The following is a 21,583-nucleotide window of genomic DNA, read 5'->3' on the forward strand; positions in this document are numbered from 1 at the left end:
GTGCCCAGCTCCCAATTCGGGAGCCTGTTGAGTGGACAACCCGCACCATATTGATTAGCGCGGGCCGTTAATTTTAGTTAGCACGCTTTCGCGCGGCAATGTTGGATAATTTACTCGGCGGCGTGCCTCGCAATATCGCGGTCCTCAACCAACTTGCAAATGGCCTGATATGCCGCGTTCAAGCAACGCGTCAGGTCCATGTAATTGTAGGTCTTGTTCCCGCCGGGAACGTCAAAGCCATACTCACCAGTCGTGAGGGTTGCTTTGAAAAGGTCTGCAAGTTCCTCGGCTTGATCGTCATTAAGAATGTACACGGGGTTCATAACCCATCTCCTTGCGATAAATGCTGGAGCGCACGATAAATCGCTGTGTCAGAGATGATGCGTCTTGTGGGGACCAGCGGGAACCTAGAGACACGGACCGCGCAGGGCGGAGAGCTTCAGCGTGCATGTCCGAAAATACATCGGTCGATGGCTGCGTCAAGCCACAGAATTCGCTGCATCGAAATTCGGGCTAGACCGATCTTTCGCTAAGTGACTGATTCATTGAAGTGAAAATTTTACTATCGGGGGGCACAGGCCGCGCTACAGGGGCAAGCCGCGCACGCCGCCACCCTACCCCTGGCAGGCCCCGAGCCATGCACACAGCCGGCATTTTTTGGGGGTATACGGGGCGACTATGCGCGCTGCATGTCCACCACGTTCTCGCTCGCCGCCTTAGCCGCCGCAATCCGCCCCTGCTCTTCAATCCAGCCCGCCACCTGTTGAACCTCGGGGTAAAGCCATCGAAGATCGGTCAGGTCCAAATAGCTATTTGCGCCAACATCCCGTTGGTCGGGCTTGTGACCGATCAACAGGTCACCGCGAAACCGCTCTATGCGACAGGCTTTGACCGAGGTTTCGCTAAAGGTGCGACGCATGTCATGGAGTGAAAGGTGAAGCCCCGCCACCTCGCTCACCTTTTTCATCGTCGCGCGAGGGTCCGTCACGTGACCGGTCCTACCCCGGCTCGGGAATACAAAGTCGCCATTCGTCATCCGCCGCCGCTCTTTCAGCAGTGCAATCGCCTGCGTCGGCATCGGCAGATTAATCGGCTTGCCCTGTTTCCGGTCCTTGAGGTGCCAGTAGCACCGCGCCGGGTCGCTTTCGAAATGCACTCTATCCCAAGTCAATCCCGCCCCCTCGTTCTTCCTTCCTCCGCATAGGAGGCTGAAAATTACCAGATCAACTGCGGACAGCGTGTCGCTATGCGTCGTCTTCTGCCGCAGCTCTTGCAACATGTTCCAGACCGCTCCAAGGCGATCCACCGGGATATACCGATCCGTCCTGTCGCCCTCGGGTGCCCAACGCTTATTCTTGCCGCGACCATTCAAGACCTGCACCGGGTTTGTGGTAATCAACTGCGTCCCGTCCGGCAGCGTATAGTCCTCGATGGCGAAGTTGATGAGGGTGCGCAAAACGACCATCGCGGCATTGGCGGTAGATGGCGCGGGCTTCTTGCCGTGCAGGCCACCCCGCTTCAACTCGGCGTGACGCTCTTTCACCATGTCGCGGTTGATGGAGGCAATGGGCTTGTCCGCCCAATCAGCAAATACCTTGGTGACGTAGTAGTTGATCCACTTGACCGTGGTGGGTTTCAGGTTGCCGATGGCCAGATATTCCTTGGCCACAGCGCCAAGTGTCACCATCTCAACCTCGTGCTTCTTCTTCAGTTCGTTCGGGTCAACGCCGTCTTGGAAGAGCTTGCGGTAGTCATCCGCGCGTATCTGCGCTTCTTCCAATGTCAGGCCGCCCTTAACCCCATAGTTCCCGATGGTGACGCGCCTGTCCTTCGTGGTCCCGCGCACCCGGCCCTGGCAGATGTAGCTGTATACCCCGCCTTTCGTGATCCGCAGGCCAAGGCCGCGCGTGCTGGTATCCCAATACAACGTGTCCCGCTCGGGGTCGGGTCGCAGCTTCTCAAGGGCAGTTCTGGTGAATTTCATTTTGGGCATCGTTGAACCTCGCGTAAGACTGACGTAAGACTTTTCAGCTAACTTGCGCTAACCTACGCTAACGTCCAATTGATGTAAACGAGCTTCAAGCACCTGTTTTTAAAGGAACTTGTATACTTACGCAAACCACCGATAACCACTGCTAACCACAATTACGCTTTCCTGTTAATCAATTGGTCGTAGGTTCGATCCCTACCGCCGGAGCCATTTTCCCCTTGAAAGTGGTGAAATATTAATAAAATAGGCGGCATGACCCTCCTCTCGGTACACATCTGAGTACACAAGGAGCACACATGGGGCTAATCTTGAAGTATGTAAGGCAACTAAAATCAGGCAGTTGGGAATATCGACGATGAGTTCCCAAGGCGGCAGCAGGGGTTATCACCCAGCGTGAGTTCAAACGCGTTCTCGGAGATTGCGAACGGGAAGCTCTCAAGGCCTATCCTGAGTTTCGTCCACAGGTCGAACGGGTGATTGAGCAGGCTCAGCGTCAATCGCGTAAAAAACAGCCGCAGACCGTGGTGAACTGACAGCGCGAGCGGCACTTGAAGTGGCCGATGAAAGAGTTGCCTCCCTAGTGGAACGAGCTTACGCCTCCGACGAGCTGGGTGTACGGGACGCTGTCGCCCGTCGACTTCGAAAACAGACAACAAAACGTCAACAAAGAAGGTGTCTGGAAAACTAGGGGCACCTCACCTCTTCCTCACCTCGACGCGGCAACCGGAAAAGGGCATACATCGTCACTGCAAAGCGAATGATTTCCGGAAGCTTCTTGAAATAACTGACCAGGGCAACGAATGTGACATTCAGAACGGTGAAATGACCGCCCTGCCCGGCACGGGTAGATTTTCGTTTACGATGCCCGACAGCAGCCTCAGTCGCTCAGTCTTACATTTTCCGATGATGCTGTAACGGCACTCGACGAAAAGTCGCTGTTCACCAAGATCTGATTTGCGCCGACGGTGATCACCACGAGGGCGAATAATGCTGCCAAAAACGCTTTCATCCTACGCCTCCTTGCCCTGCTGGATTTCGGCCTCGCGCACCTCGTCGACCCACAGACTGTGGTGTTCGCGGGCCCATTGCTCTTCAACGTCGCCGCTGCCCATGGCGTCAAATGCACCCTCCATCCCGATCGAACCGATATAGATATGAGCAAAAATGATGGAGAGCAGCACGAAGCTGACGACCGCGTGCCAAAGCTGAGCGTATTGCATTTCTTCTTGAGGCGTCAGCGGATAGGGTAGACGGTCCTGCCCGAACCAGTTGGGAACACCCCAATCGTTCAGCTTTGCAAAGGTAGCGCCGAACAAATTGAACTCGAACGGAAACAGCAGCGATAGACCTGAAAGCGAAATCGATGCACCCAAGATGATCGTGGACCAGAAGATCAGCTTTTGCCCCGCATTGAATTTCTTGGCCGGAGGATGTCCGCCGCCGACGATGCCACCCCCTTCCGCCATCCATTTCAGATCGGTGCGGTCCGGCAGATTGTGGGCCACCCAGAAGACAAAGATGATGACCAGCGCCGCGATGAACGCCCAAGATATATTGTTATGCACCCATTTGGTGCCAATCGCGAGGGTCGAGAACGCGTCGTGCCCGAAGGCTGGTATCAACACTTTGCGCCCGAACAGAGAGATCAGGCCAGTCAAACCAAGGATGAGGAAAGAACCCGCCAGCAGCCAATGCCCGAACCGCTCAACACCGGAAAACCGGGTGATCGTGCGGCCGCTCTTTTCGCCGTCAATTCGGATACGTCCACGAAACAGGTAGAACAGCGCCAGCAGCAGCAGCGTGACCCCCAAAAGGCCCGCGCCATAGGTTAACAGCGGCCCTTCGCGAAACTTCAGCCACCACATGCCGCCATCCTGAATCAGAGTCTTTGCGGCAGGTCCGCGTGTCTGTGTCGTTATGTCCGCCGTGCTATAGCGCAGCGCGCGCCACAGGTCAGGGTCAGATTGCCCACCGAGCGTCCCAAGCGGGGCGGTGATCGGCGCGGCAGAGTCCGGGTCACCCGTGACGGAACGGCGGAATGTGTCGTCCACCTTCTGGTCGGCCTGACGGCGCAGGATGTCGGCCAATGTCTGCGCCCCGCCTGTTTCGGCGCGCGGATTGTCCACAGCCTCTTGTGCCGACACGGGCGTCAGCAGGCCAAAAACCAGGACAAAAACGGCGAATAGACGAAGCATTTGGACGATCCTTACCTTGTGTCGCAAAAGACAGGCGGCCCGGTCAGGACCGCCCGTTCAACGCAGGGAATGCGGGCGGGTTTATCCGCCGCTTCCCAATCGTGGTCCGGCCTGACCTTTCCTGCCATAGGCCGTACCCCAACCCCAGGCGCCTGCGCCAAAACCACGGGCGACGATCCGTTCGCGATAGATGCTGGACACGGTGTCACCATCGCCCGCCAGCAGGGCCTTGGTGGAACACATCTCGGCGCAGATCGGCAATTTGCCTTCAGCGATCCGGTTGCGGCCATATTTGGCGAACTCGGCAGCCGAGTTATTTTCCTCGGGGCCACCGGCGCAGAAGGTGCATTTGTCCATCTTGCCCCGCGACCCGAAATTCCCCGCTTGGGGGAACTGCGGTGCGCCGAACGGGCATGCATAGAAACAATAACCGCAACCGATGCACAGATCTTTGGAATGCAGCACGATCCCGTCTTCCGTCTGATAGAACACATCAACCGGACAAACTGCCATGCAGGGCGCGTCCGAGCAGTGCATGCAGGCCACGGAAATCGAGCGTTCGCCCGGCTTGCCGTCGTTGATCGTGACCACCTTGCGGCGATTGATACCCCACGGCACTTCGTTTTCGTTCTTGCAGGCGGTGACACAGGCGTTGCATTCGATGCAGCGTTCGGCGTCAACGAGGAACTTTGCTCTTGCCATTTCTCTTCTCCCTTACGCTGACCAGATTTTGCAGAGGGTCGCTTTGGTCTCTTGCATCTGGGTTACGCTGTCATAGCCATAGGTCTGGGCGACGTTGGTGGATTCCCCCAAAACATAAGGATCGGCCCCCTCGGGGTATTTGTCGCGCAGATCCTTGCCCTCTAGATGGCCACCAAAATGGAACGGCATAAAGGCGACGCCTTCTCCGACCCGTTCAGTGACCATTGCCATCACCTTGACTTTGCCGCCCTCGGGCCCTTCGACCCAGACTTGTTCGCCATCACGGACGCCCAGATTGTTGGCATCGCGGAGGTTGATTTCGACGAACATATCCTGCTGCAATTCCGCCAACCACCGGTTCGAACGGGATTCGTCGCCCCCGCCCTCGTATTCGACCAAACGGCCCGACGTCAGGATGATCGGATAATCCTGCGAGAAATCGTTCTTCTGGATCGATTCGTACATCGTCGGCACGCGCCAGAATTTCTTGTCCTCATATGTCGGATAGTCGGCCACCAGATCGCGGCGGTTGGTATACAACGGTTCGCGGTGCAGTGGCACCGGATCGGGGAAGGTCCAGACCACGGTGCGGGCCTTGGCGTTGCCGAAGGGCGCACAGCCATGCTTGATGGCCACCCGCTGGATGCCGCCCGACAGGTCGGTTTTCCAGTTCACGCCACCGGATTTGGACTGGTAATCCGACGGCATATCGCCCTGCTGAGATGTCTCGCCAACTTCCTCGGTAGTGCCGCCGTCATCCGCCGGTTCCGCCGCCAATGGTGCCCCGTCCGGGAAGCCGGCAACCCGGTCGATGCTGGCGCGTTCCACGTCCGTCAGATCGCCGTCCCAGCCCAGATCACGCAGCATCTGCATGGTGAACTCGGGATAGCCGTCCTTGATTTCGGACCCCGCGGAATAGACGCCTTCTGCCAGAAGGTTGTCGCCGTCACGTTCCACCCCGAACCGGGCGCGGAAGGTCAGGCCGCCTTCGGCCACCGGGATCGACATATCGTACAGAACCGGCGTGCCGGGATGGTTCATCTCGGCGGTGCCCCAGCAGGGCCAAGGCAGTCCATAGACATCACCATCCGCTGGGCCGCCCACGGCGCGCAGCGAGGTTTTGTCGAACGTGTGCTGATTGGCCATGTGCATCTTCAACCGCTCGGGGCTTTGACCGGTATAGCCGATGGTCCACATGCCGCGGTTGAACTCGCGGGTGATGTCCTCGACATTAGGCTCGCCTCCGTCGTCAATCGCGATATTTCGGAACATCCTGTCATGGAAACCGAATTTCTCGGCAAACTTCGCGAGGATCGTATGATCGGGCAGCGATTCAAACAGTGGCGCAACTGTCTGTTCACGCCATTGCAGCGATCGGTTGGAGGCCGTCACCGAGCCACGCGTCTCGAATTGCGTGCTGGCTGGCAGCAGATAGACGCCATCGGTGCGGTCATGCAACACGGCCGAGACGGTCGGATACGGATCGACGACGACAAGCATGTCAAGCTTCTCCATCGCGGTCTTCATCTCTTTCATGCGAGTCTGCGAGTTCGGCGCATGGCCCCAAAGCACCATCGCGCGGGTATTGTCGGGCTGGTCAAGGTTGGCCTTGTCCTCCAGCACCCCGTCGATCCAACGGCTGACAGGAATGCCCGTCAGGTTCATCATCTTGGTGTCGCCGAACGTCGCATCGGAAAACTGTCCCTTGAGCCAGTCAAGATCTTCTTCCCAAACACGTGCCCAATGCGCCCACGAGCCATCCGACAAGCCGTAATAGCCTGGCAGTGTATCAGCCAGAACCCCAAGATCCGTGGCCCCCTGCACATTGTCATGGCCGCGGAAAATATTGGTGCCACCACCCGGGCGGCCCATATTTCCAAGGGCCAGTTGCAGGATACAATAGGCGCGGGTGTTGTTATTGCCGTTGCTGTGCTGCGTGCCACCCATGCACCAGATCACGGTGCCGGGACGGTTGTTGGCCAAGGTGCGCGCAACCCGCTCCAACTGCTCACCGGGAGCGCCAGTTACACGCTCGACCTCTTCCGGTGTCCAGCGTTTCACTTCGTCGCGGATCTGGTCCATGCCCCAGGCACGGGTGCGAATGAATTCCTGATCCTCCCATTTGTTCTCGAAGATATGCCACAGAATGCCCCAGATCAGCGCCACGTCGGAGCCGGGCCGGAAGCGCACATATTCGTCGGCATGTGCCGCCGTGCGGGTAAAGCGCGGATCACACACGATCACCGGCGCGTTGTTTTCCTCTTTCGCCTTGAGGATATGCAGAAGCGAAACGGGATGCGCCTCGGCAGGGTTGCTGCCGATCAGAAAGATTGCCTTGGAGTTATGAATGTCATTATAGCTGTTGGTCATGGCGCCGTAGCCCCATGTGTTCGCCACACCGGCCACCGTGGTCGAATGGCAGATCCGCGCCTGGTGATCGACGTTGTTGGTGCCCCAGTAGGCGGCGAACTTGCGAAACAGATAGGCTTGTTCGTTGCTGTGCTTGGCAGACCCCAGCCAATACACCGAATCCGGCCCGCTTTCTTCGCGGATCTTCATCATGCCATCGCCGATTTCATTGATCGCCTGTTCCCAACTCAGCCGGACCCATTCGCCATTTTCTTTCTTCATGGGGTATTTCAGGCGACGTTCACCATGGGCATGTTCGCGCACCGATGCGCCCTTGGCGCAATGCGCGCCGAGATTGAACGGGCTGTCGAAGCCGGGCTCCTGCCCGATCCAGACGCCATTATCCACCTCGGCAATGACCGTGCATCCGACCGAGCAATGGGTGCAGACTGTTTTCTTGATCTCAATCGCCCGTTCCGCTGCGGTTTGTGCCGTAGCCTGCGTGACGGTGCCGCCAGTTGCAGCAACAGCCGCCAGCCCGCCAATTGCAAGTCCCGAGCCGCGCAAGAAAGTGCGGCGGTCAACGGTGGTGGTTGCAGCACGTGTGATTGACGGTCTTGCGGAACGCCGCGCGCTGCCATTTGTTTTTTTTCTAAGCATCATTGTTCTCCCTGGTTCTGCGCTGCAGACGTCTTGGTCCCAGTCTCATTCGCCCTGCCAAGTGGTGGCGGGGCGGGTCGCGCGGCTTTAGAAGCGGGTGCTTTTCAGATACGCGCGGGTATGTTCGGTGTCCTGCATCACTTGCGATGACAGATCGACTTCGGCAGGCGCTGCCTGCGCGGCGGTGGTGCCGCTGGCGACGGCGACCGCCCCCGGCACGGCGGTGCCGGCAATCTTCAGGAAATTCCGACGCGTTGTGCCTTGCTTTGTATCAGCCATTTGAATGTGTTCCCTCCCTGTTGTCGTCTCAAGGCAGCCCCCGGCCACCCTTATATCGACAGGCCGTCAGCCTGCCATCATGCGAAATGCTTCCTGCTCTATGCTCAGAAACTCTGAACCGACGGCTCCAATCGAAGCATAAAACACCGACCCCTTGGCACCTTGTAAATCCGCAAAGAAATACGTGGCCCATGGCCCGATATGTGTGTTGTAGAAATCTTTCTGGCGCTGCAATGGTGTCGCATTGCCGAAGCGCCCGACGATCATGCCACCCATCATCTCCATCAACGAGGCGATGTTGTCTTCCGGCTCAAACGTGTTCTGTGCCCGGGTGATCCCAAGGGCAGCCATGTCGGCGCGCAGATTGGCGAGTGGTTTCTCGTTCAGAAAACCGGTCATGTAATAACTGGCATAAGGCAACAGCTCACCACGCCCAAGGCCGATGAACAACGCGTTGTATTCCCTGCTTGCCGCTTTGGGTTTCGTAACTTTCGCAACCCGCGCAAGCCCCTCAATCGCCTGACCCAGTGGGGACGCATCCCCTGTCAGCCCCGCAGTCTGCTCCAACAGCATCTCATCCGGCGGGCCCGCCAACATAACGCCGAGATAATTGTAGAGGTCAGCGCGCAACCGGTCCTCTTCGATTGTCTCGGGATGAGTTTGTGCCAGGGTCATACGTCATGTCCGTCGAAATGAAATACCATTCTGCGCGGCGTGGGGTGGTCAGTCTTCTGTCCCTGATCTTCCGCAACGTCTGGGGCCGTAGCTTCAACCCCATCTGCCAGAACGTCCTTGCCAATATCTTCGGCCAGTTTGTCTTCTTTGCCAAGTGGTTTCACGTCGTCTTCTGCCGCGTCCCCCTCAGCTTCGTCCTGACGCGCCGCGTCAAGCACATGCGCAAGCAGTCCTTTACCCACCTGATATGTGGTCTGAAGCGGTGCGCTGCCGTAGCTTCCGGTCAGATAATCATCGTCGTAGTCATTCAGCCCGTCCACGCAAGCCAGCACCGGATTGCTACGCCACAGCTTGCGCAGTGCGCGCTTGCGGATACGTTCAGGGACGGCCTTGGCCATAAAGGCGGCAAAGTCGTCGCCCTCGGACATAGTGTCGGGATCAGGCAGACCCAACTCCAACAGAATATCCTCGTCGCTTTTCTCTTCCAAGGCGCTGCGCTGCTCGGCCTCAATCGCTGCCTGCCTCTCGGCCGCGATGGCTTCCGCCTCAGCCTCGACAGCGGCGCGGCGACGGTCCCAGAATGTCGCGTTTCGGCTCAATTCATGGACTCCCTTCGGCGGCGTGGCGAGCGGTAGACATCGCTGTCCTGCACGATGCGCGGATCACCGATGCCGTCCTGATCACCATCCACGTTCATATTCTTGCGCTTGCGTTTCACAAATTCTTCTTCTTCGTGGTGGCGGTTCACGAAATCTGCGACCCAGGCCAACATGCCTTCGGGCATAGGCACTTTTTCCACCAGAACCTCAGAGGAATCACAATAATCCTGCGCCTCATAGGGCGATGCCGTGGCAAGCGACAGCTTCCACGGGGTCTCCGGCGATGTCTCATCCGGGCTAAGTATCACGTAGATGGAGGGTTGGCGCGCTTGCAATTCATGCACGTAAGCCTCGGTATCCGAAACAAAAAGCTCCAGCGGCACGGTTGCGGCGTGATAGTCTGTCACCTGACCTTCGGTGCGCAGAACCTTCCACCGCGCAGGCCCTGCACCCGGCAACACATCAACCGCCCGCCAGGCCCATTTCGCCCACCGCGTCACACCGGGCGTTTTCCGCATCACAACCCCAAGCGGGATGGATTGGGAATTGGGAAAGATGAAGGACAAACTGGCACCTGTTGATTACGACGTTATCTCGAGTCTCAATCAGTCTACTGAAACGACGAGAAAAATAAAGTACGTTGTCGGCTTTGGGCAGCCACGCAACCTTGTTTCGGCCAACGCTCTGACCAAGACCAACTGCGCCGACACATCGCTGTTACGGTCCTTTCCCACCGATCTTCGGAAATGATCGCCGAATTTGGTCACACCGCCTTTCATCCGGCGCCGTTCCATCCTACCAATACATGGGTGAGGGGTCGAAATGAAAAAAACACTGCTGATCTGTGATTGTCTGGGCACGCAAAATATTGACGGCGACGCATTGGGCGCGGCGACGGGATTAGAATGCTCGCGCATGCACACTGCACTGTGTCAGGCGCAAGCCGACCTGGCCGCCAAGGCGATGGCCAAGGGCGGTGTGATGATTGCCTGCCAGCAGGAAGCCAGCCGCTTCGCAGACCTGGCCGAAGATATTGGTGCGCCCATCCCCGACTTTGTCGATATACGCGACCGAGCGGGCTGGACCGCAGACGCCGCGCACACGACCGCAAAAATGGCAGCCCTTGTGGCCGACGCAGCACTCGTGATGCCCCAGCCCAAGACCGTCGATGTCGTCTCGCAGGGCACTTGCCTTATATTGGGCGCACCGGATGCGGCCTTTGGTGCCGCTGAGAAACTGGCCGATATTCTGGCGGTGACGGTGCTTGTCTCGCAACCGGCGGACATGCCCGTGACGACCCGCTATGACAGTTGCGTCGGGCAGTTGCGCCGGGTCGCAGGCACGCTGGGCCAGTTTGAGGTGACGATTGACGCGTTCCAGCAGGTCTTGCCGGGCGGGCGCGGTACACCCGCGCTGACGGCACCACGCGACGGCGCGCAGTCAGGCTGTGACCTGATTCTTGACCTGACTGGTGATACGCCCCTGTTTCCCGCCCCGGACAAGCGCGATGGCTATGTGCGCGCCGACCCGGACAGCCTGCCGGCGGTCGCCGATGCCATTCTTGCCGCCAGCCAGATGGTCGGCACGTTTGAAAAACCGCTCCATGTACGACTGGAGCCGTCTCTTTGCGCGCATTCCCGCGCCGAGAAACCTGCCTGCTCCAACTGTTTGAATGTCTGCCCCACGGGTGCAATCCTGCCTGCCGGCGAACATGTAAGCGTCGATCCGTTGATCTGCGCCGGTTGTGGCGCTTGTTCAGCGGTCTGTCCCTCCGGGGCGATCACCTATGACGCGCCGCCGCTTGATCATGTGTTTCGCCGCATCTACACGCTGGCCACGACCTACCGTAAGGCTGGCGGGCAGACCGGAACGCTTCTCGTGCACGACGGCCACGGTGCCGAAATGATCCGCCTTGCCGCTCGGTTTGGCAAGGGGCTGCCCGCCCATGTGATCCCGCTGGAAATCGACGCTTTGGCGATGTTCGGTCATGCCGAGATGCTCGCGGCCCTGGCCAGCGGTTTTGCCGGGGTGGATATCCTGCTGGCCCCGAAAAGCGATCGCGATGTATTGCAGACGCAGGTCGATCTGACCGCAGCCATCTGGTCAGGCGATCACGTCGCACTGCTGGATATCACAGACCCCGATAGGCTGTCGGATCACCTGTTTGACCGCAATGTCCCCACCACACAGCTTGCCGCGCCGATCCTGCCGCAAGGATCACGCCGCCAGATTACCCGGCTGGCCGCAAAGACGCTGCAACCCCAAGCAGAAATCACCCCCCTGCCCGCCCACGCACCTTATGGCGCTGTGATCGTTGACACCGATGCCTGCACACTGTGTCTGGCGTGCGCCTCGCTCTGCCCATCCGGCGCATTGGTGGACAACCCAGACAAGCCACAATTGCGCTTTCAGGAAGATGCCTGCCTGCAATGCGGTCTGTGCGCCAATGTTTGCCCCGAAAACGCCATCACTTTGCAACCGCAGCTTAACCTGACCGACGCGGCGCTATCGCAGGTGGTCTTGCACGAGGAAGAGCCGTTCGCCTGCGTCGAATGCGGTAGCCTGTTCGGCGTCAAATCCACTGTTGAGCGGATCGTTGAAAAGCTGGCGGGCAACCACGCAATGTTTGCCAACCCCGCCGCTGCGCGGATGATCCAGATGTGCGAAAATTGCCGCGTGCAGGCACAATTCCATTCGCAAGACAATCCATTCACTGGCGGCGAACGACCTGCCGTGCGCACGACCGAAGACTACTTTTCCAAACGCAAGGATCACTAGACCGGACAGGCGCGGCGGTGATGAACAACCCTGAAAAGGAGATGAAGATGAGCGAAGATTTCAACATGTCGATGCGCAAATTCCTGAAACAGGTCGGCGTGACCTCGCAGCAGGCCATCGAAGAAGCGGCCCGCAAGGCGGGTGGCACGGACGGCAAAACCTTCGAAGCGCGGATGGTGCTGACAATCGACGGTCTGGATCTGGAACACGTCGTCACCGGCACGATCAAGGGGTGAGCCGAACATGACGCTTTGTCGTGAGGATGTGTTGGCTGCGCTGAACACGCTGACCGATCCGGTCAGTGGTGGCTCGCTGGTCGAGGCCGGGTTGATCAAGGCACTGACTGTCGAAGACGGCGTGGTGCGCTTTGTGCTGGAGGTAAGCGGCAGCCATGCCGCCGCCTATACAAAAGTGAAGGACCAGGCCGAAGCGAAGGTGCAAGCCCTGCCCGGAGTTGAAAAACTATCCGTTGTGATGACGGCGCATAGCGCACCCGCTGCTCCGCCCGATCTGGGTCTTGGGCGACGTTCTGAGCCAACAGGACCTGAGAAAGTACCGGGTGTGGACCGGATCATCGCAATCGCATCCGGCAAGGGCGGCGTGGGCAAGTCCACCGTTGCCGCCAACCTGGCCTGTGCGCTGGCGGCAGAAGGGCGACGCGTCGGTCTGCTGGATGCTGATGTCTATGGCCCCTCGCAACCGCGGATGCTGGGGGTGTCGGGACGTCCGTCTTCACCCGATGGCAAGACCATTCTGCCAATGCGCAATTTCGGCGTCACGATGATGTCCATCGGACTGATGACAAACGACGATCAGGCTGTGGTCTGGCGTGGACCGATGCTGATGGGCGCGCTTCAGCAGATGCTGACGCAAGTTCAATGGGGTGCATTGGATGTGCTGATTGTCGATTTGCCGCCCGGCACTGGCGATGTGCAGATGACACTGGCACAAAAGGCGCAGCTTGACGGCGCGATCATCGTTTCGACCCCGCAGGATGTGGCGCTGCTGGATGCGCGCAAGGGAATTGATATGTTCAACCAGTTGGGCACATCCATCATCGGGATGATCGAAAACATGTCGACCCATATCTGTTCGAAATGCGGCCATGAAGAACACACGTTCGGCCATGGCGGGGTTGCAACCGAAGCGGCCAAACTTGGCGTGCCATTGCTGGCGGAAATTCCACTGCATCTGGATATCAGGCTGGCCGCAGATGGCGGCGCGCCGATCGTGGTGTCCAAGCCGGACAGCCCGCAGGCGGCGGCGTTCCGCGAGGTTGCGCAGAAGCTGGTCGCAGCCGGTCACGCATGACACGGCCTGTCTTTCCCCCCTTGTTCTCTGGCGTTGATGCAGATGGTTCAGACCCGTTCGCACTGGCCTGCGCGCAGGCGGTTGGGGTGTGCGACGCGGGGTTGGTTACGTATGATCTGGCCCATGACCGCCTGCGCGCGGCGATGGTTTTCGCGCCCGAGGTTCCGCTGGGCAACGCAGCCTGCATGTTGCCGCTTTGCGGGATCGGGTTCCAGAACGCCCTTGGCGCGCTTGCCCCACCCGAAGTCGCAGTGCATCTGGGCTGGAGCGGGGAGATATACCTGAATGGCGCGCGCTGTGGCGCGCTGAACATGGCGGCGTCCGCACCGGACCCCGATGCGGTGCCCGACTGGCTGGTGGTCGGGCTGTCACTGGACCTTTGGCCCGCGTCGGAGGAAACCGGGCTGACACCGGACATCACCGCGCTTTATGCCGAGGGCTGCACCGATGTGGACGCCGTGACCCTGCTTGAGGCATGGGTGCGCCATACGTTGGTGGCGTTGAATACCTGGGCCGAAGATGGTCCCGCGCGCCTGCATCAGGACTGGATTGGCGTGGCCTATGGGCGCAACACCGAAATATCCGTCGCCGGGCAACGCGGCACGTTCGTCGGCCTTGACGAAAACCTCGGCCTGCTGTTGAAAACCGACGGCCAATCCCATCTGATCCCCCTGACCGCCCTGTTAACGGAGCCCGCATGAAACTTGCCCGCGCAATCCATTTTGACGAAAGCGATACCCGTGTTTTCCATAATCCCGCCAGGACCGGCGAATGGTGCATCTCCGGCGGGTTCGAATTTTCCAACTGGTCCGAGGCTGATCTAGTCGGCAAGGCCCGTCAGGCGTTTGCCAATGGCTGGTTGGGGTGCGAAACATTTGGCCGCGTCAGCTTTGTCGCTGTCACCCAGATCGAGTCCGGCGAACGCGACACCCTGGCCGACCGTCTGGCCCAGCACTTTGTCGATGTTTACGGCGCACCGTCGCTTGAGACCGCACGCGAAGTCGCCATCGAAGAACTTTCACAGATGGCGGATCTGTGTGACGAACATGCGGCCAACACCTTGCTGACCGTTGCGCGCGATTTGACGGAAGCGGGCGTGCGCGAAACCTATCGTGTGATTGAAGCTCAGGACGCCGGGCTTGAGCAATTTGCGATCCACGGCGCACTGGACGATCCGCAATCCTAGACCGTTCGGCGCCCGAAACCGGGCAGTCCCTTACCGATCATTCCCACGCCACCAAAGCTGTTTCATTTGCCTTCCGCGCAGTGGCCTGGATGATCGACCTTTTGTTCGGGGCCGTGGTTTGCGCGCGCGGCTTTCGGTTGCGCACTGGCGTGATCGTCATGTGACAACGATAATGTGGGATGGTGTGGGATGGTGTGGGATATGCGTTGCCGCCCGCTGACCGCAGGTCATCTGTGTGACACTGACGCCACAATGTTTCAACAGACAACACAATTGTGAAATATTTATTCGCCACTCATCGTTCATAATCTGTTAACATGTGAATACCGAAAGGTCTCTGGTGGGAAAAATGGTGCGTCATATTCAGGCGCAAACCTCAGCAACTGGAGTGGGGAAATGGTATATAAGTCACAGAATAAACAGATTAAAACACCAAAACGTGTCGTTCGTTATCTTCGACAGCAAACACCGCCGAAAACCGACAGAACAAAGACCGAGGAACCGGAAACGCCCGCCGTGGTGTTTACGGACTGGGCCAGTATCTGACGTATTTTCACGGTCGAGCTACACGCTTAAGTTGGGATCATGACTGATCCTGTTTCGTCCATACGCAATCTTGGGCCCGCGTCGGATGCGTCCTTCGCGCGTGCCGGTATCCACTCGGCGGATGAATTGCGGGAGTTGGGCGCGGATGAGGCCTATCGCCGCCTTCTGGCTGCGGGCTCTCGTCCACATTTCATCGGATATTACGCCATGGTCATGGGGTTGCAGGGGCGTCCCTGGAATGATTGCAAGGGCAAGGAAAAGTCTGAATTGCGCGCGCGGTTTGATGCGCTGAAGGCTGAAGCGAGCGCAAACACGCCTTCGGAAGACAAGATGGAAGCGATCTTGGATGAAATTGGAATTCCAAGACAGTCGGGCGTCTGATCGGGTGGCTCACGATGTGAGCCTGAGGGGCGCTGCCCCTCGCGGCGAGGCCGCTCACCCCGGGATATTTTCAAGCCAGAAGAAAGCGGCAGACATGGAAAAGGCCGCCCGAGTTCCCTCGCGCGGCCTTTCATTCGTCCGACAAACCTGCTTAGCCCACCAGTTCCAGACCTGAGAAGAAGTAGGCGATTTCTTCGGCGGCGGTTTCCGGCGCATCCGAGCCGTGCACCGAGTTTTCGCCAACCGACTGGGCGAACTCTTTGCGGATGGTGCCTTCATCAGCGTCAGCCGGGTTGGTGGCGCCCATCACGGTGCGGTAGGTTTTGATCGCGTCTTCGCCTTCCAGAACCTGCACGACGACGGGTTCCGAGATCATGAATTCGACCAGTTCACCGAAGAAGGGGCGCTCTTTATGGACGCCATAGAAGGTTTCGGCTTGTTTCTGCGTCATGTGGATGCGCTTTTGCGCGATGATGCGCAGGCCAGCGGCTTCGATCTTGGCGTTGATGGCGCCTGTCAGGTTGCGTTTCGTGGCATCGGGTTTGATGATCGAGAATGTGCGTTGAATGGCCATGTCGGTCCCTTTTGCGTTTGGGCAACGGGACCCCTGCCCCGATGCATATGTGATTGGCGCGTCCCGTAACATGGGATCAAGGATTTGGGAAGCGGCGATTGTGACCTGTTCTGACCGTGCGTGACAGCGATTGACGCCCGCGCGCGGCTCAGGCACATGAGACAACATGCTAAAGATTTCAGATATAACCTACGCCGTTGAGGGCCGCCCCCTGTTTGACGGTGCCACCGCAGCGATCCCCGATGGTCACAAAGTGGGCCTTGTCGGGCGCAATGGCACGGGCAAGACGACGCTGTTTCGCCTGATCCGGGGTGAGCTGGCGTTGGAATCCGGCGAGATTTCAGTTCCCAAAGGCGCGCGGATTGGCGGGGTGGCGCAGGAAGTGCCCGCCTCGCAAACCTCATTGCTGGACACCGTGCTGGCGGCGGATACTGAACGGGCGGCGTTGATGGAGGAGGCCGAAACCGCCACCGACCCCCACCGGATTGCGGACATCCAGACCCGGCTGGCCGATATTGATGCCTGGAGCGCCGAGGCGCGCGCCTCGGCGATTTTGAAAGGGCTGGGGTTTGACGACCACGAGCACGCCCTGCCCTGCGCGGATTTCTCGGGCGGCTGGCGGATGCGCGTGGCGTTGGCGGCGGTATTGTTTTCCGAACCGGATCTGCTGTTGCTTGATGAACCGACCAACTATCTGGACCTTGAGGGCGCGCTTTGGCTGGAGCAGTACCTGACGAAATATCCTCATACGGTTCTGATTATCAGCCACGACCGGGGGCTGCTGAACCGGTCCGTCGGCGCAATCCTGCATTTGGAAGACCGTAAGCTGACGCTGTATCAGGGTGCCTATGACCGGTTTGCCGAGACCCGTGCGGCGCGTCTGGCCGTTGCCGAGAGCGAAAACAAGAAGGTCGAAGCGCGGCGCGCACATCTTCAAAGTTTCGTGGATCGGTTCCGGGCGAAGGCGTCAAAAGCTGTGCAGGCGCAGTCGCGGCTGAAGATGATCGAGAAACTCAAAACCATCACCACCCCGCAAGAAGCAGCTTTGAAGGCGTTCAGCTTCCCGGAACCTGAAGAGCTGTCGCCCCCGATCATCAACATGGAGGGCGCATCCTGCGGCTATGGCGACACGACGGTTCTGTCGCGGATGGATTTGCGCATCGATCAGGATGACCGGATCGCGCTTCTGGGCAAGAACGGTCAGGGCAAATCGACCCTGTCGAAACTGCTGTCGGATCGTCTGCCGCTGATGACGGGGAAGATGACCAAATCATCGAAGCTGCGCATCGGGTATTTCGCGCAGCATCAGATGGACGAGCTGTATGAGGATGAAACCCCCATCGAACACCTGCGTCGCCTGCGCCCCAACGAGCTTCCCGGTCGCCATCGGGCGCGGCTGGCAGGCTTCGGGCTGGGCGCGGATCAGGCGGAAACCATCGTTGCGCGGCTGTCTGGCGGGCAGAAGGCGCGGTTGACGCTGCTACTGGCCACGTTGGATGCGCCGCATCTGCTGATCCTTGATGAACCGACCAACCACCTTGATATCGAAAGCCGCGAGGCCCTGGTCGAGGCGCTGACCGCCTATTCCGGTGCGGTCGTTTTGGTCAGCCACGACATGCATTTGCTGGGGCTGGTGGCCGACCGGCTTTGGCTGGTCAATGACGGGGGCGTCGCGCCCTTCGAGGGCGATCTTGAAGATTATCGCAAAATGTTGCTGTCATCAGAGGACGACAAGAAATCCGCCAAGGCGAAACCTGCGCCTGCGAAACCGAAACGCGCCGACCGGGACACGATCCTTGCCCTGCGCGCCGAGTTGAGAAAAGCAGAAGCGCGGGTCGAAAAACTGGAAGCGATGCGCGACAGGCTGGACGCCAAACTGGGCGATCCGGGGATATATGAACCAGAGCGCAAGGACGAGGTCGTGGTCTGGCAAAAGAAACATGCCGAGGTTCACGAAGCCCTGGACCGCGCCGAGGAACTGTGGCTGCGTGCGCAGGATAAACTTGAAAAAGCCGAGGGTTAGAGATGGATCTTGATCTGTTCATTCCCGCCTTTGTCACGCTTTTTGTGGTGATGGACCCGATTGGGATCTCGCCCTTGTTCATGGCATTGACTCAAGGCAGGACGGCGCGGGAAAGGCGGGGCATTGCACTTCGGGCCTGCGGAACCGCCGGTCTGTTGCTGATCCTGTTCGCCTTTCTGGGCGAAAATGTTCTGAATTTCCTTGGCATCTCGATGCCCGCGTTCCGAATTTCGGGCGGTATCCTGCTGTTGCTGTTGGCTTTGGACATGGTATTTGAACGCCGCACAGCACGTCGCAAGGATCAATCCGAGGACGGCGTTGACAGCCACGACGACCCGTCGGTGTTTCCATTGGCAATCCCGATCATGGCCGGTCCGGGGTCGATTGCGACGGTGATCCTGTTGTCGGGACAGGGCGACGGCTTTTCCGGTGTCGTGCTGGCGGTGGCGGTGATGGTGGTGGTGCTGTTGATCGCTTTCATTCTGTTCAACGCATCCTCACTGCTGGAACATGTCTTGCGCGAAACGGGGATCAAGGTCGTAACCCGGCTATTGGGTATGCTTCTGTCTGCTTTGGCCGTTCAGTTCATTCTGGAAGGGCTGCGCGACTTTGGGCTAATGGGCTGACACGCGGCGCCCTGCCCCGATGACAAATGCGCCTGCCCTTCCTATATCTTTCGGGTAAGGGTTTCGGAGACCAGTATGACAGGCGACGACTATGCACGTGCGATATATCTTACGCTGCTGCTGGCAGCGATCGGCGGGTATTTCATTGCCGAGAATCGAAAAAATATCGGTCAGACCTTCCGCCACGCCCTGATTTGGGGCTTGATTTTCATCGGCGCGATGGCGGGTGTCGGGCTTTGGCAGGATATCAGAAACGACATTACACCGCGTCAGAGCGTGGTGCAGGAAACAGGTCAGATCGAGCTGCCGCGGGCACGCGACGGCCATTTCTATGCCACCCTTTTGATGAACGGGCAGCCGATTGATTTTGTTGTCGACACCGGAGCCAGCCAAATCGTTCTGACCAAAGAAGATGCCGAACGGGCAGGGGTGCAGATGGAGGCGCTGCGCTTTTTCGGTCGCGCGATGAGCGCAAATGGCCCGGTCCGCACCGCCCCCGCCCGCATTGCGCGCGTCGAATTTCTGGGCGTCGAGGATTTCGGCGTCGAGGTCTGGGTAAACGATGGCGAAATGCCGGGGTCGCTGCTTGGAAACGACTATTTGCAGCGGTTTGAAAAGATCGAGATCGAGCGGGATAGATTGATCCTGACGCGCGGAAACTAGGCGTTCAAAACTAATTGCTATCAACTACTTACGAGCTTGCCTTCATCTCCCACCGCCCACTTTCCTGGCTCCAGTATTTCGCGGTCAGACCTGCGGCCGCCACCTCTTTCCACTGGGAGCGCGCGTGGACCACCGCATCTGGGTCATTGCCGTCAAACAGAATGCTGACCCGTGTCAGACCCGCCAATTCTTCAGCATCTACCGCCGCACCATCGACCGCAATCAACGCATTGGCCTGATTGGGAATGGTTGTGTCCGTGGTCAGCAGCACCGGCTGATCCGCATCATGCGGTCCACCCGATTGGCCATGCGGCAGGAACCCATCATCCGATGTTGTCCAGAGACGCTCGTCCAACCACGCCATGCGCTTGGGATCGGTGCCGCGCAGGCAGATTTTCCAACCTGCCTCCAATGACCTTTGCAAAAGAACCGGCAATGTTGCCTCAAGCGGGCTGCGCGTCATGTGATAGAAAAAGACCTCGCCGGTCTTGTCGTGCAACGCACCCTGCCCGTCTTGGGTCCCTGTTGCCGGGTCGGACATGCTATTCAGCCTCGAACATGTCGTGCACCAGACGGTTCAACGCCAGAACCCCCCACCCGGTCGCGCCTTTCGGCGCAAGTGGTCCGTCCTGCGCCACTTGCGCGGTGCCCGCGATATCCAGGTGAATCCAGGGTTGGCCTTCCTTTACGAAGCGGCCAAGGAACTGCGCGGCAGTCACCGACCCAGCGGCGCGACCGCCGACATTCTTCATGTCCGCCTTGTTCGACTTGATCAACTGATCATAGCCCGGTCCCATCGGCATTCGCCACGCGCCTTCACCTTCGGCTTTTGCCGCGTCCAGCAAACCGTCGCACAACGTGTCGTCATTGGAAAAGACGCCCGTGTTCTCATGCCCCAGCCCGATGATGATCGCGCCGGTCAGGGTTGCCAGATCGATCATCCCGGCGGGTTTGTATTCCTCCTGAGCATACCACATCACGTCACACAAAACGAGCCGTCCCTCGGCGTCGGTGTTGATCACCTCGATCGTGTCGCCTTTCATCGAGGTAACAATGTCGCCGGGACGCTGCGCGCGGCCATCGGGCATGTTTTCAACCAGCCCGACCAGCCCGACCACGTTGGCTTTGGCATTGCGGGTGGCCAATGTTTTCATTACGCCCGCGACGGTGCCCGCTCCACCCATGTCCATGGTCATGTCTTCCATGCCGGCGGCGGGCTTGATGCTGATGCCGCCGGTGTCGAACACGACCCCTTTGCCGACCAAAGCCAGCGGCGCCATATCCTTTTCGCCGCCCAACCATTCCATGACGACCACTTTTGACGGGGCTTCCGACCCTTGCCCCACGGCCAGAAGCGCGCGCATCCCAAGTTTTTCAAGCGCGTCTTCTTCCAGCACCTTGACCTTGACCCCAAGTTTTTTCAGCGCAACCAGTCGGTCCGCAAACTCGGTGGTGGTCAGAACATTCGCAGGCTCGTTCACCAGATCGCGGGTGAAGAACACCCCATCGCTTTGCGCATTGATGCGGTCCGTCGCGCCTTCGAACTGGTCAACCCGCGACACCATCACGGTCAGGCTGCCCGGCTTGACCTGGGCGTCTTTGCCTGTCTTGTGATCGGTGAACGCATAGGCCCGCAACACCGCCCCCAGCGCCAGATCATCGGCATGTTTGACCGGTCCGGCCAGAACCAGAACATCCTTTCCTGCCATGGACTTACCAATCGCCCCGCCCGCTTTGCGTGCGGTGTTCATATCGGCACGCGGCGCAAGACGAATGACCTGCACCGCCTCGGCGTTCATACCCGTAGGAAAAGCCAATTCATGCGCGTCGCCGTCTTTCATCTTGTCGAATGCCTCGCTTTCCGCGAAACGCAGAAGCGCACCACGGGTCAGCTTGTTGACCCGCCGCGCCGCCGGATGCAGCTTGCCCGGTTCGGACAAAACGACCACAACGCGGCCTTCATGTTCGCCGATGGGATCAAGGTTGACTTCGCTGAAAACGGGCTGGATCGGGGTCGTCATGGGACATTCCTTTCAGGCAATCTTT

At 59.0% G+C, this 21,583-nt stretch carries 22 protein-coding genes; 9 read left to right on the forward strand and 13 right to left on the reverse strand.

Going from position 1 to position 21,583, the window contains the following annotated elements; all coding sequences use genetic code 11:
• Positions 1 to 110 precede the first annotated feature (110 nt).
• The 10 genes from BMY55_RS09930 to BMY55_RS09970 all read right to left on the reverse strand — a co-directional run bounded on the left by BMY55_RS09930 (position 111) and on the right by BMY55_RS09970 (position 9,970).
• The gene (locus BMY55_RS09930) at positions 111 to 323 is read right to left on the reverse strand and encodes a hypothetical protein (RefSeq protein ID WP_091430334.1); all 213 of its coding nucleotides are present in this window, start codon (positions 321 to 323) and stop codon (positions 111 to 113) included.
• Between the two features lie 353 nt (positions 324 to 676).
• Positions 677 to 1,984, reverse strand: a complete 1,308-nt coding sequence (locus BMY55_RS09935) for a tyrosine-type recombinase/integrase (protein WP_091432310.1) — start codon at positions 1,982 to 1,984, stop codon at positions 677 to 679.
• Positions 1,985 to 2,867: 883 nt separating this feature from the next.
• The gene (locus tag BMY55_RS17155; protein ID WP_281242446.1) at positions 2,868 to 2,999 is read right to left on the reverse strand and encodes a hypothetical protein; all 132 of its coding nucleotides are present in this window, start codon (positions 2,997 to 2,999) and stop codon (positions 2,868 to 2,870) included.
• A gap of 1 nt (position 3,000) precedes the next feature.
• Positions 3,001 to 4,185 carry a formate dehydrogenase subunit gamma gene (locus tag BMY55_RS09940; RefSeq protein WP_091430335.1) on the reverse strand — a complete coding sequence of 395 codons (1,185 nt, stop codon included), beginning with the start codon at positions 4,183 to 4,185 and terminating at the stop codon, positions 3,001 to 3,003.
• 81 nt (positions 4,186 to 4,266) lie between these two features.
• Complete coding sequence (gene fdh3B / locus BMY55_RS09945; protein WP_091430337.1) at positions 4,267 to 4,887, reverse strand: formate dehydrogenase FDH3 subunit beta; 621 nt, start codon at positions 4,885 to 4,887, stop codon at positions 4,267 to 4,269.
• A 12-nt stretch (positions 4,888 to 4,899) separates the two neighbouring features.
• Positions 4,900 to 7,896 (reverse strand): formate dehydrogenase subunit alpha, encoded by a 2,997-nt coding sequence (locus tag BMY55_RS09950; protein WP_091432313.1) that lies wholly within the window; start codon positions 7,894 to 7,896, stop codon positions 4,900 to 4,902.
• An 87-nt stretch (positions 7,897 to 7,983) separates the two neighbouring features.
• Positions 7,984 to 8,175 carry a twin-arginine translocation pathway signal protein gene (locus BMY55_RS09955; RefSeq protein ID WP_091430339.1) on the reverse strand — a complete coding sequence of 64 codons (192 nt, stop codon included), beginning with the start codon at positions 8,173 to 8,175 and terminating at the stop codon, positions 7,984 to 7,986.
• Positions 8,176 to 8,241: 66 nt separating this feature from the next.
• Complete coding sequence (locus BMY55_RS09960; protein WP_091430341.1) at positions 8,242 to 8,850, reverse strand: TorD/DmsD family molecular chaperone; 609 nt, start codon at positions 8,848 to 8,850, stop codon at positions 8,242 to 8,244.
• A complete protein-coding gene (locus tag BMY55_RS09965; RefSeq protein ID WP_091430342.1) occupies positions 8,847 to 9,449 on the reverse strand; it encodes a DUF3306 domain-containing protein in 603 nt (200 codons plus the stop codon). The genes BMY55_RS09960 and BMY55_RS09965 overlap by 4 nt, the downstream gene beginning before the upstream one ends.
• Positions 9,446 to 9,970: a DUF3305 domain-containing protein gene (locus BMY55_RS09970; protein WP_322787735.1), complete on the reverse strand. Its 525-nt coding sequence runs from the start codon at positions 9,968 to 9,970 to the stop codon at positions 9,446 to 9,448. The genes BMY55_RS09965 and BMY55_RS09970 overlap by 4 nt, the downstream gene beginning before the upstream one ends.
• Positions 9,971 to 10,271: 301 nt before the next feature.
• Here BMY55_RS09970 and BMY55_RS09975 point away from each other — a divergent pair, with 301 nt between their 5' ends.
• From BMY55_RS09975 to BMY55_RS10005, 6 genes are all read left to right on the forward strand, one after another.
• A complete protein-coding gene (locus BMY55_RS09975; protein WP_091430344.1) occupies positions 10,272 to 12,227 on the forward strand; it encodes a 4Fe-4S binding protein in 1,956 nt (651 codons plus the stop codon).
• A 47-nt stretch (positions 12,228 to 12,274) separates the two neighbouring features.
• Complete coding sequence (locus tag BMY55_RS09980; RefSeq protein WP_091432317.1) at positions 12,275 to 12,463, forward strand: DUF6494 family protein; 189 nt, start codon at positions 12,275 to 12,277, stop codon at positions 12,461 to 12,463.
• A 7-nt stretch (positions 12,464 to 12,470) separates the two neighbouring features.
• Positions 12,471 to 13,538: an Mrp/NBP35 family ATP-binding protein gene (locus BMY55_RS09985; protein ID WP_091430346.1), complete on the forward strand. Its 1,068-nt coding sequence runs from the start codon at positions 12,471 to 12,473 to the stop codon at positions 13,536 to 13,538.
• Positions 13,535 to 14,239, forward strand: a complete 705-nt coding sequence (locus BMY55_RS09990) for a biotin/lipoate--protein ligase family protein (protein WP_091430347.1) — start codon at positions 13,535 to 13,537, stop codon at positions 14,237 to 14,239. Before BMY55_RS09985 ends, BMY55_RS09990 begins: the two co-directional genes overlap by 4 nt.
• Positions 14,236 to 14,724, forward strand: a complete 489-nt coding sequence (locus BMY55_RS09995) for a DUF6505 family protein (protein ID WP_091430349.1) — start codon at positions 14,236 to 14,238, stop codon at positions 14,722 to 14,724. Before BMY55_RS09990 ends, BMY55_RS09995 begins: the two co-directional genes overlap by 4 nt.
• 585 nt (positions 14,725 to 15,309) lie before the next feature.
• Positions 15,310 to 15,651: a TfoX/Sxy family protein gene (locus BMY55_RS10005; protein WP_091430353.1), complete on the forward strand. Its 342-nt coding sequence runs from the start codon at positions 15,310 to 15,312 to the stop codon at positions 15,649 to 15,651.
• Positions 15,652 to 15,802: 151 nt separating this feature from the next.
• On the opposite strand, the gene ndk is transcribed toward BMY55_RS10005, so the two are convergent.
• Positions 15,803 to 16,225, reverse strand: coding sequence for a nucleoside-diphosphate kinase (gene ndk, locus BMY55_RS10010; RefSeq protein WP_091432320.1), 423 nt, complete (start codon positions 16,223 to 16,225; stop codon positions 15,803 to 15,805).
• Between the two features lie 166 nt (positions 16,226 to 16,391).
• On the opposite strand from ndk, the gene BMY55_RS10015 reads away from it, so the two are divergent.
• The 3 genes from BMY55_RS10015 (at position 16,392) to BMY55_RS10025 (ending at position 19,537) form a co-directional block, all read left to right on the forward strand.
• Positions 16,392 to 18,248 (forward strand): ABC-F family ATP-binding cassette domain-containing protein, encoded by a 1,857-nt coding sequence (locus BMY55_RS10015; protein WP_091430355.1) that lies wholly within the window; start codon positions 16,392 to 16,394, stop codon positions 18,246 to 18,248.
• Positions 18,249 to 18,250: 2 nt separating this feature from the next.
• On the forward strand, positions 18,251 to 18,874 hold the full coding sequence (locus BMY55_RS10020; RefSeq protein WP_091430356.1) for a MarC family protein: 624 nt from the start codon (positions 18,251 to 18,253) through the stop codon (positions 18,872 to 18,874).
• A 75-nt stretch (positions 18,875 to 18,949) separates the two neighbouring features.
• Positions 18,950 to 19,537 carry a retropepsin-like aspartic protease family protein gene (locus tag BMY55_RS10025; protein ID WP_091430358.1) on the forward strand — a complete coding sequence of 196 codons (588 nt, stop codon included), beginning with the start codon at positions 18,950 to 18,952 and terminating at the stop codon, positions 19,535 to 19,537.
• A gap of 28 nt (positions 19,538 to 19,565) precedes the next feature.
• Here BMY55_RS10025 and BMY55_RS10030 read toward each other — a convergent pair whose 3' ends face one another.
• Together BMY55_RS10030 and BMY55_RS10035 are read right to left on the reverse strand one after the other, a co-directional pair.
• Positions 19,566 to 20,078, reverse strand: coding sequence for a DNA polymerase III subunit chi (locus BMY55_RS10030; protein WP_091430359.1), 513 nt, complete (start codon positions 20,076 to 20,078; stop codon positions 19,566 to 19,568).
• A 1-nt stretch (position 20,079) separates the two neighbouring features.
• A complete protein-coding gene (locus BMY55_RS10035) occupies positions 20,080 to 21,558 on the reverse strand; it encodes a leucyl aminopeptidase (RefSeq protein WP_091430360.1) in 1,479 nt (492 codons plus the stop codon).
• Positions 21,559 to 21,583 lie beyond the last annotated feature (25 nt).

The organism is Aliiroseovarius sediminilitoris, assembly GCF_900109955.1.
Taxonomy (GTDB): Bacteria; Pseudomonadota; Alphaproteobacteria; order Rhodobacterales; family Rhodobacteraceae; genus Aliiroseovarius; species Aliiroseovarius sediminilitoris.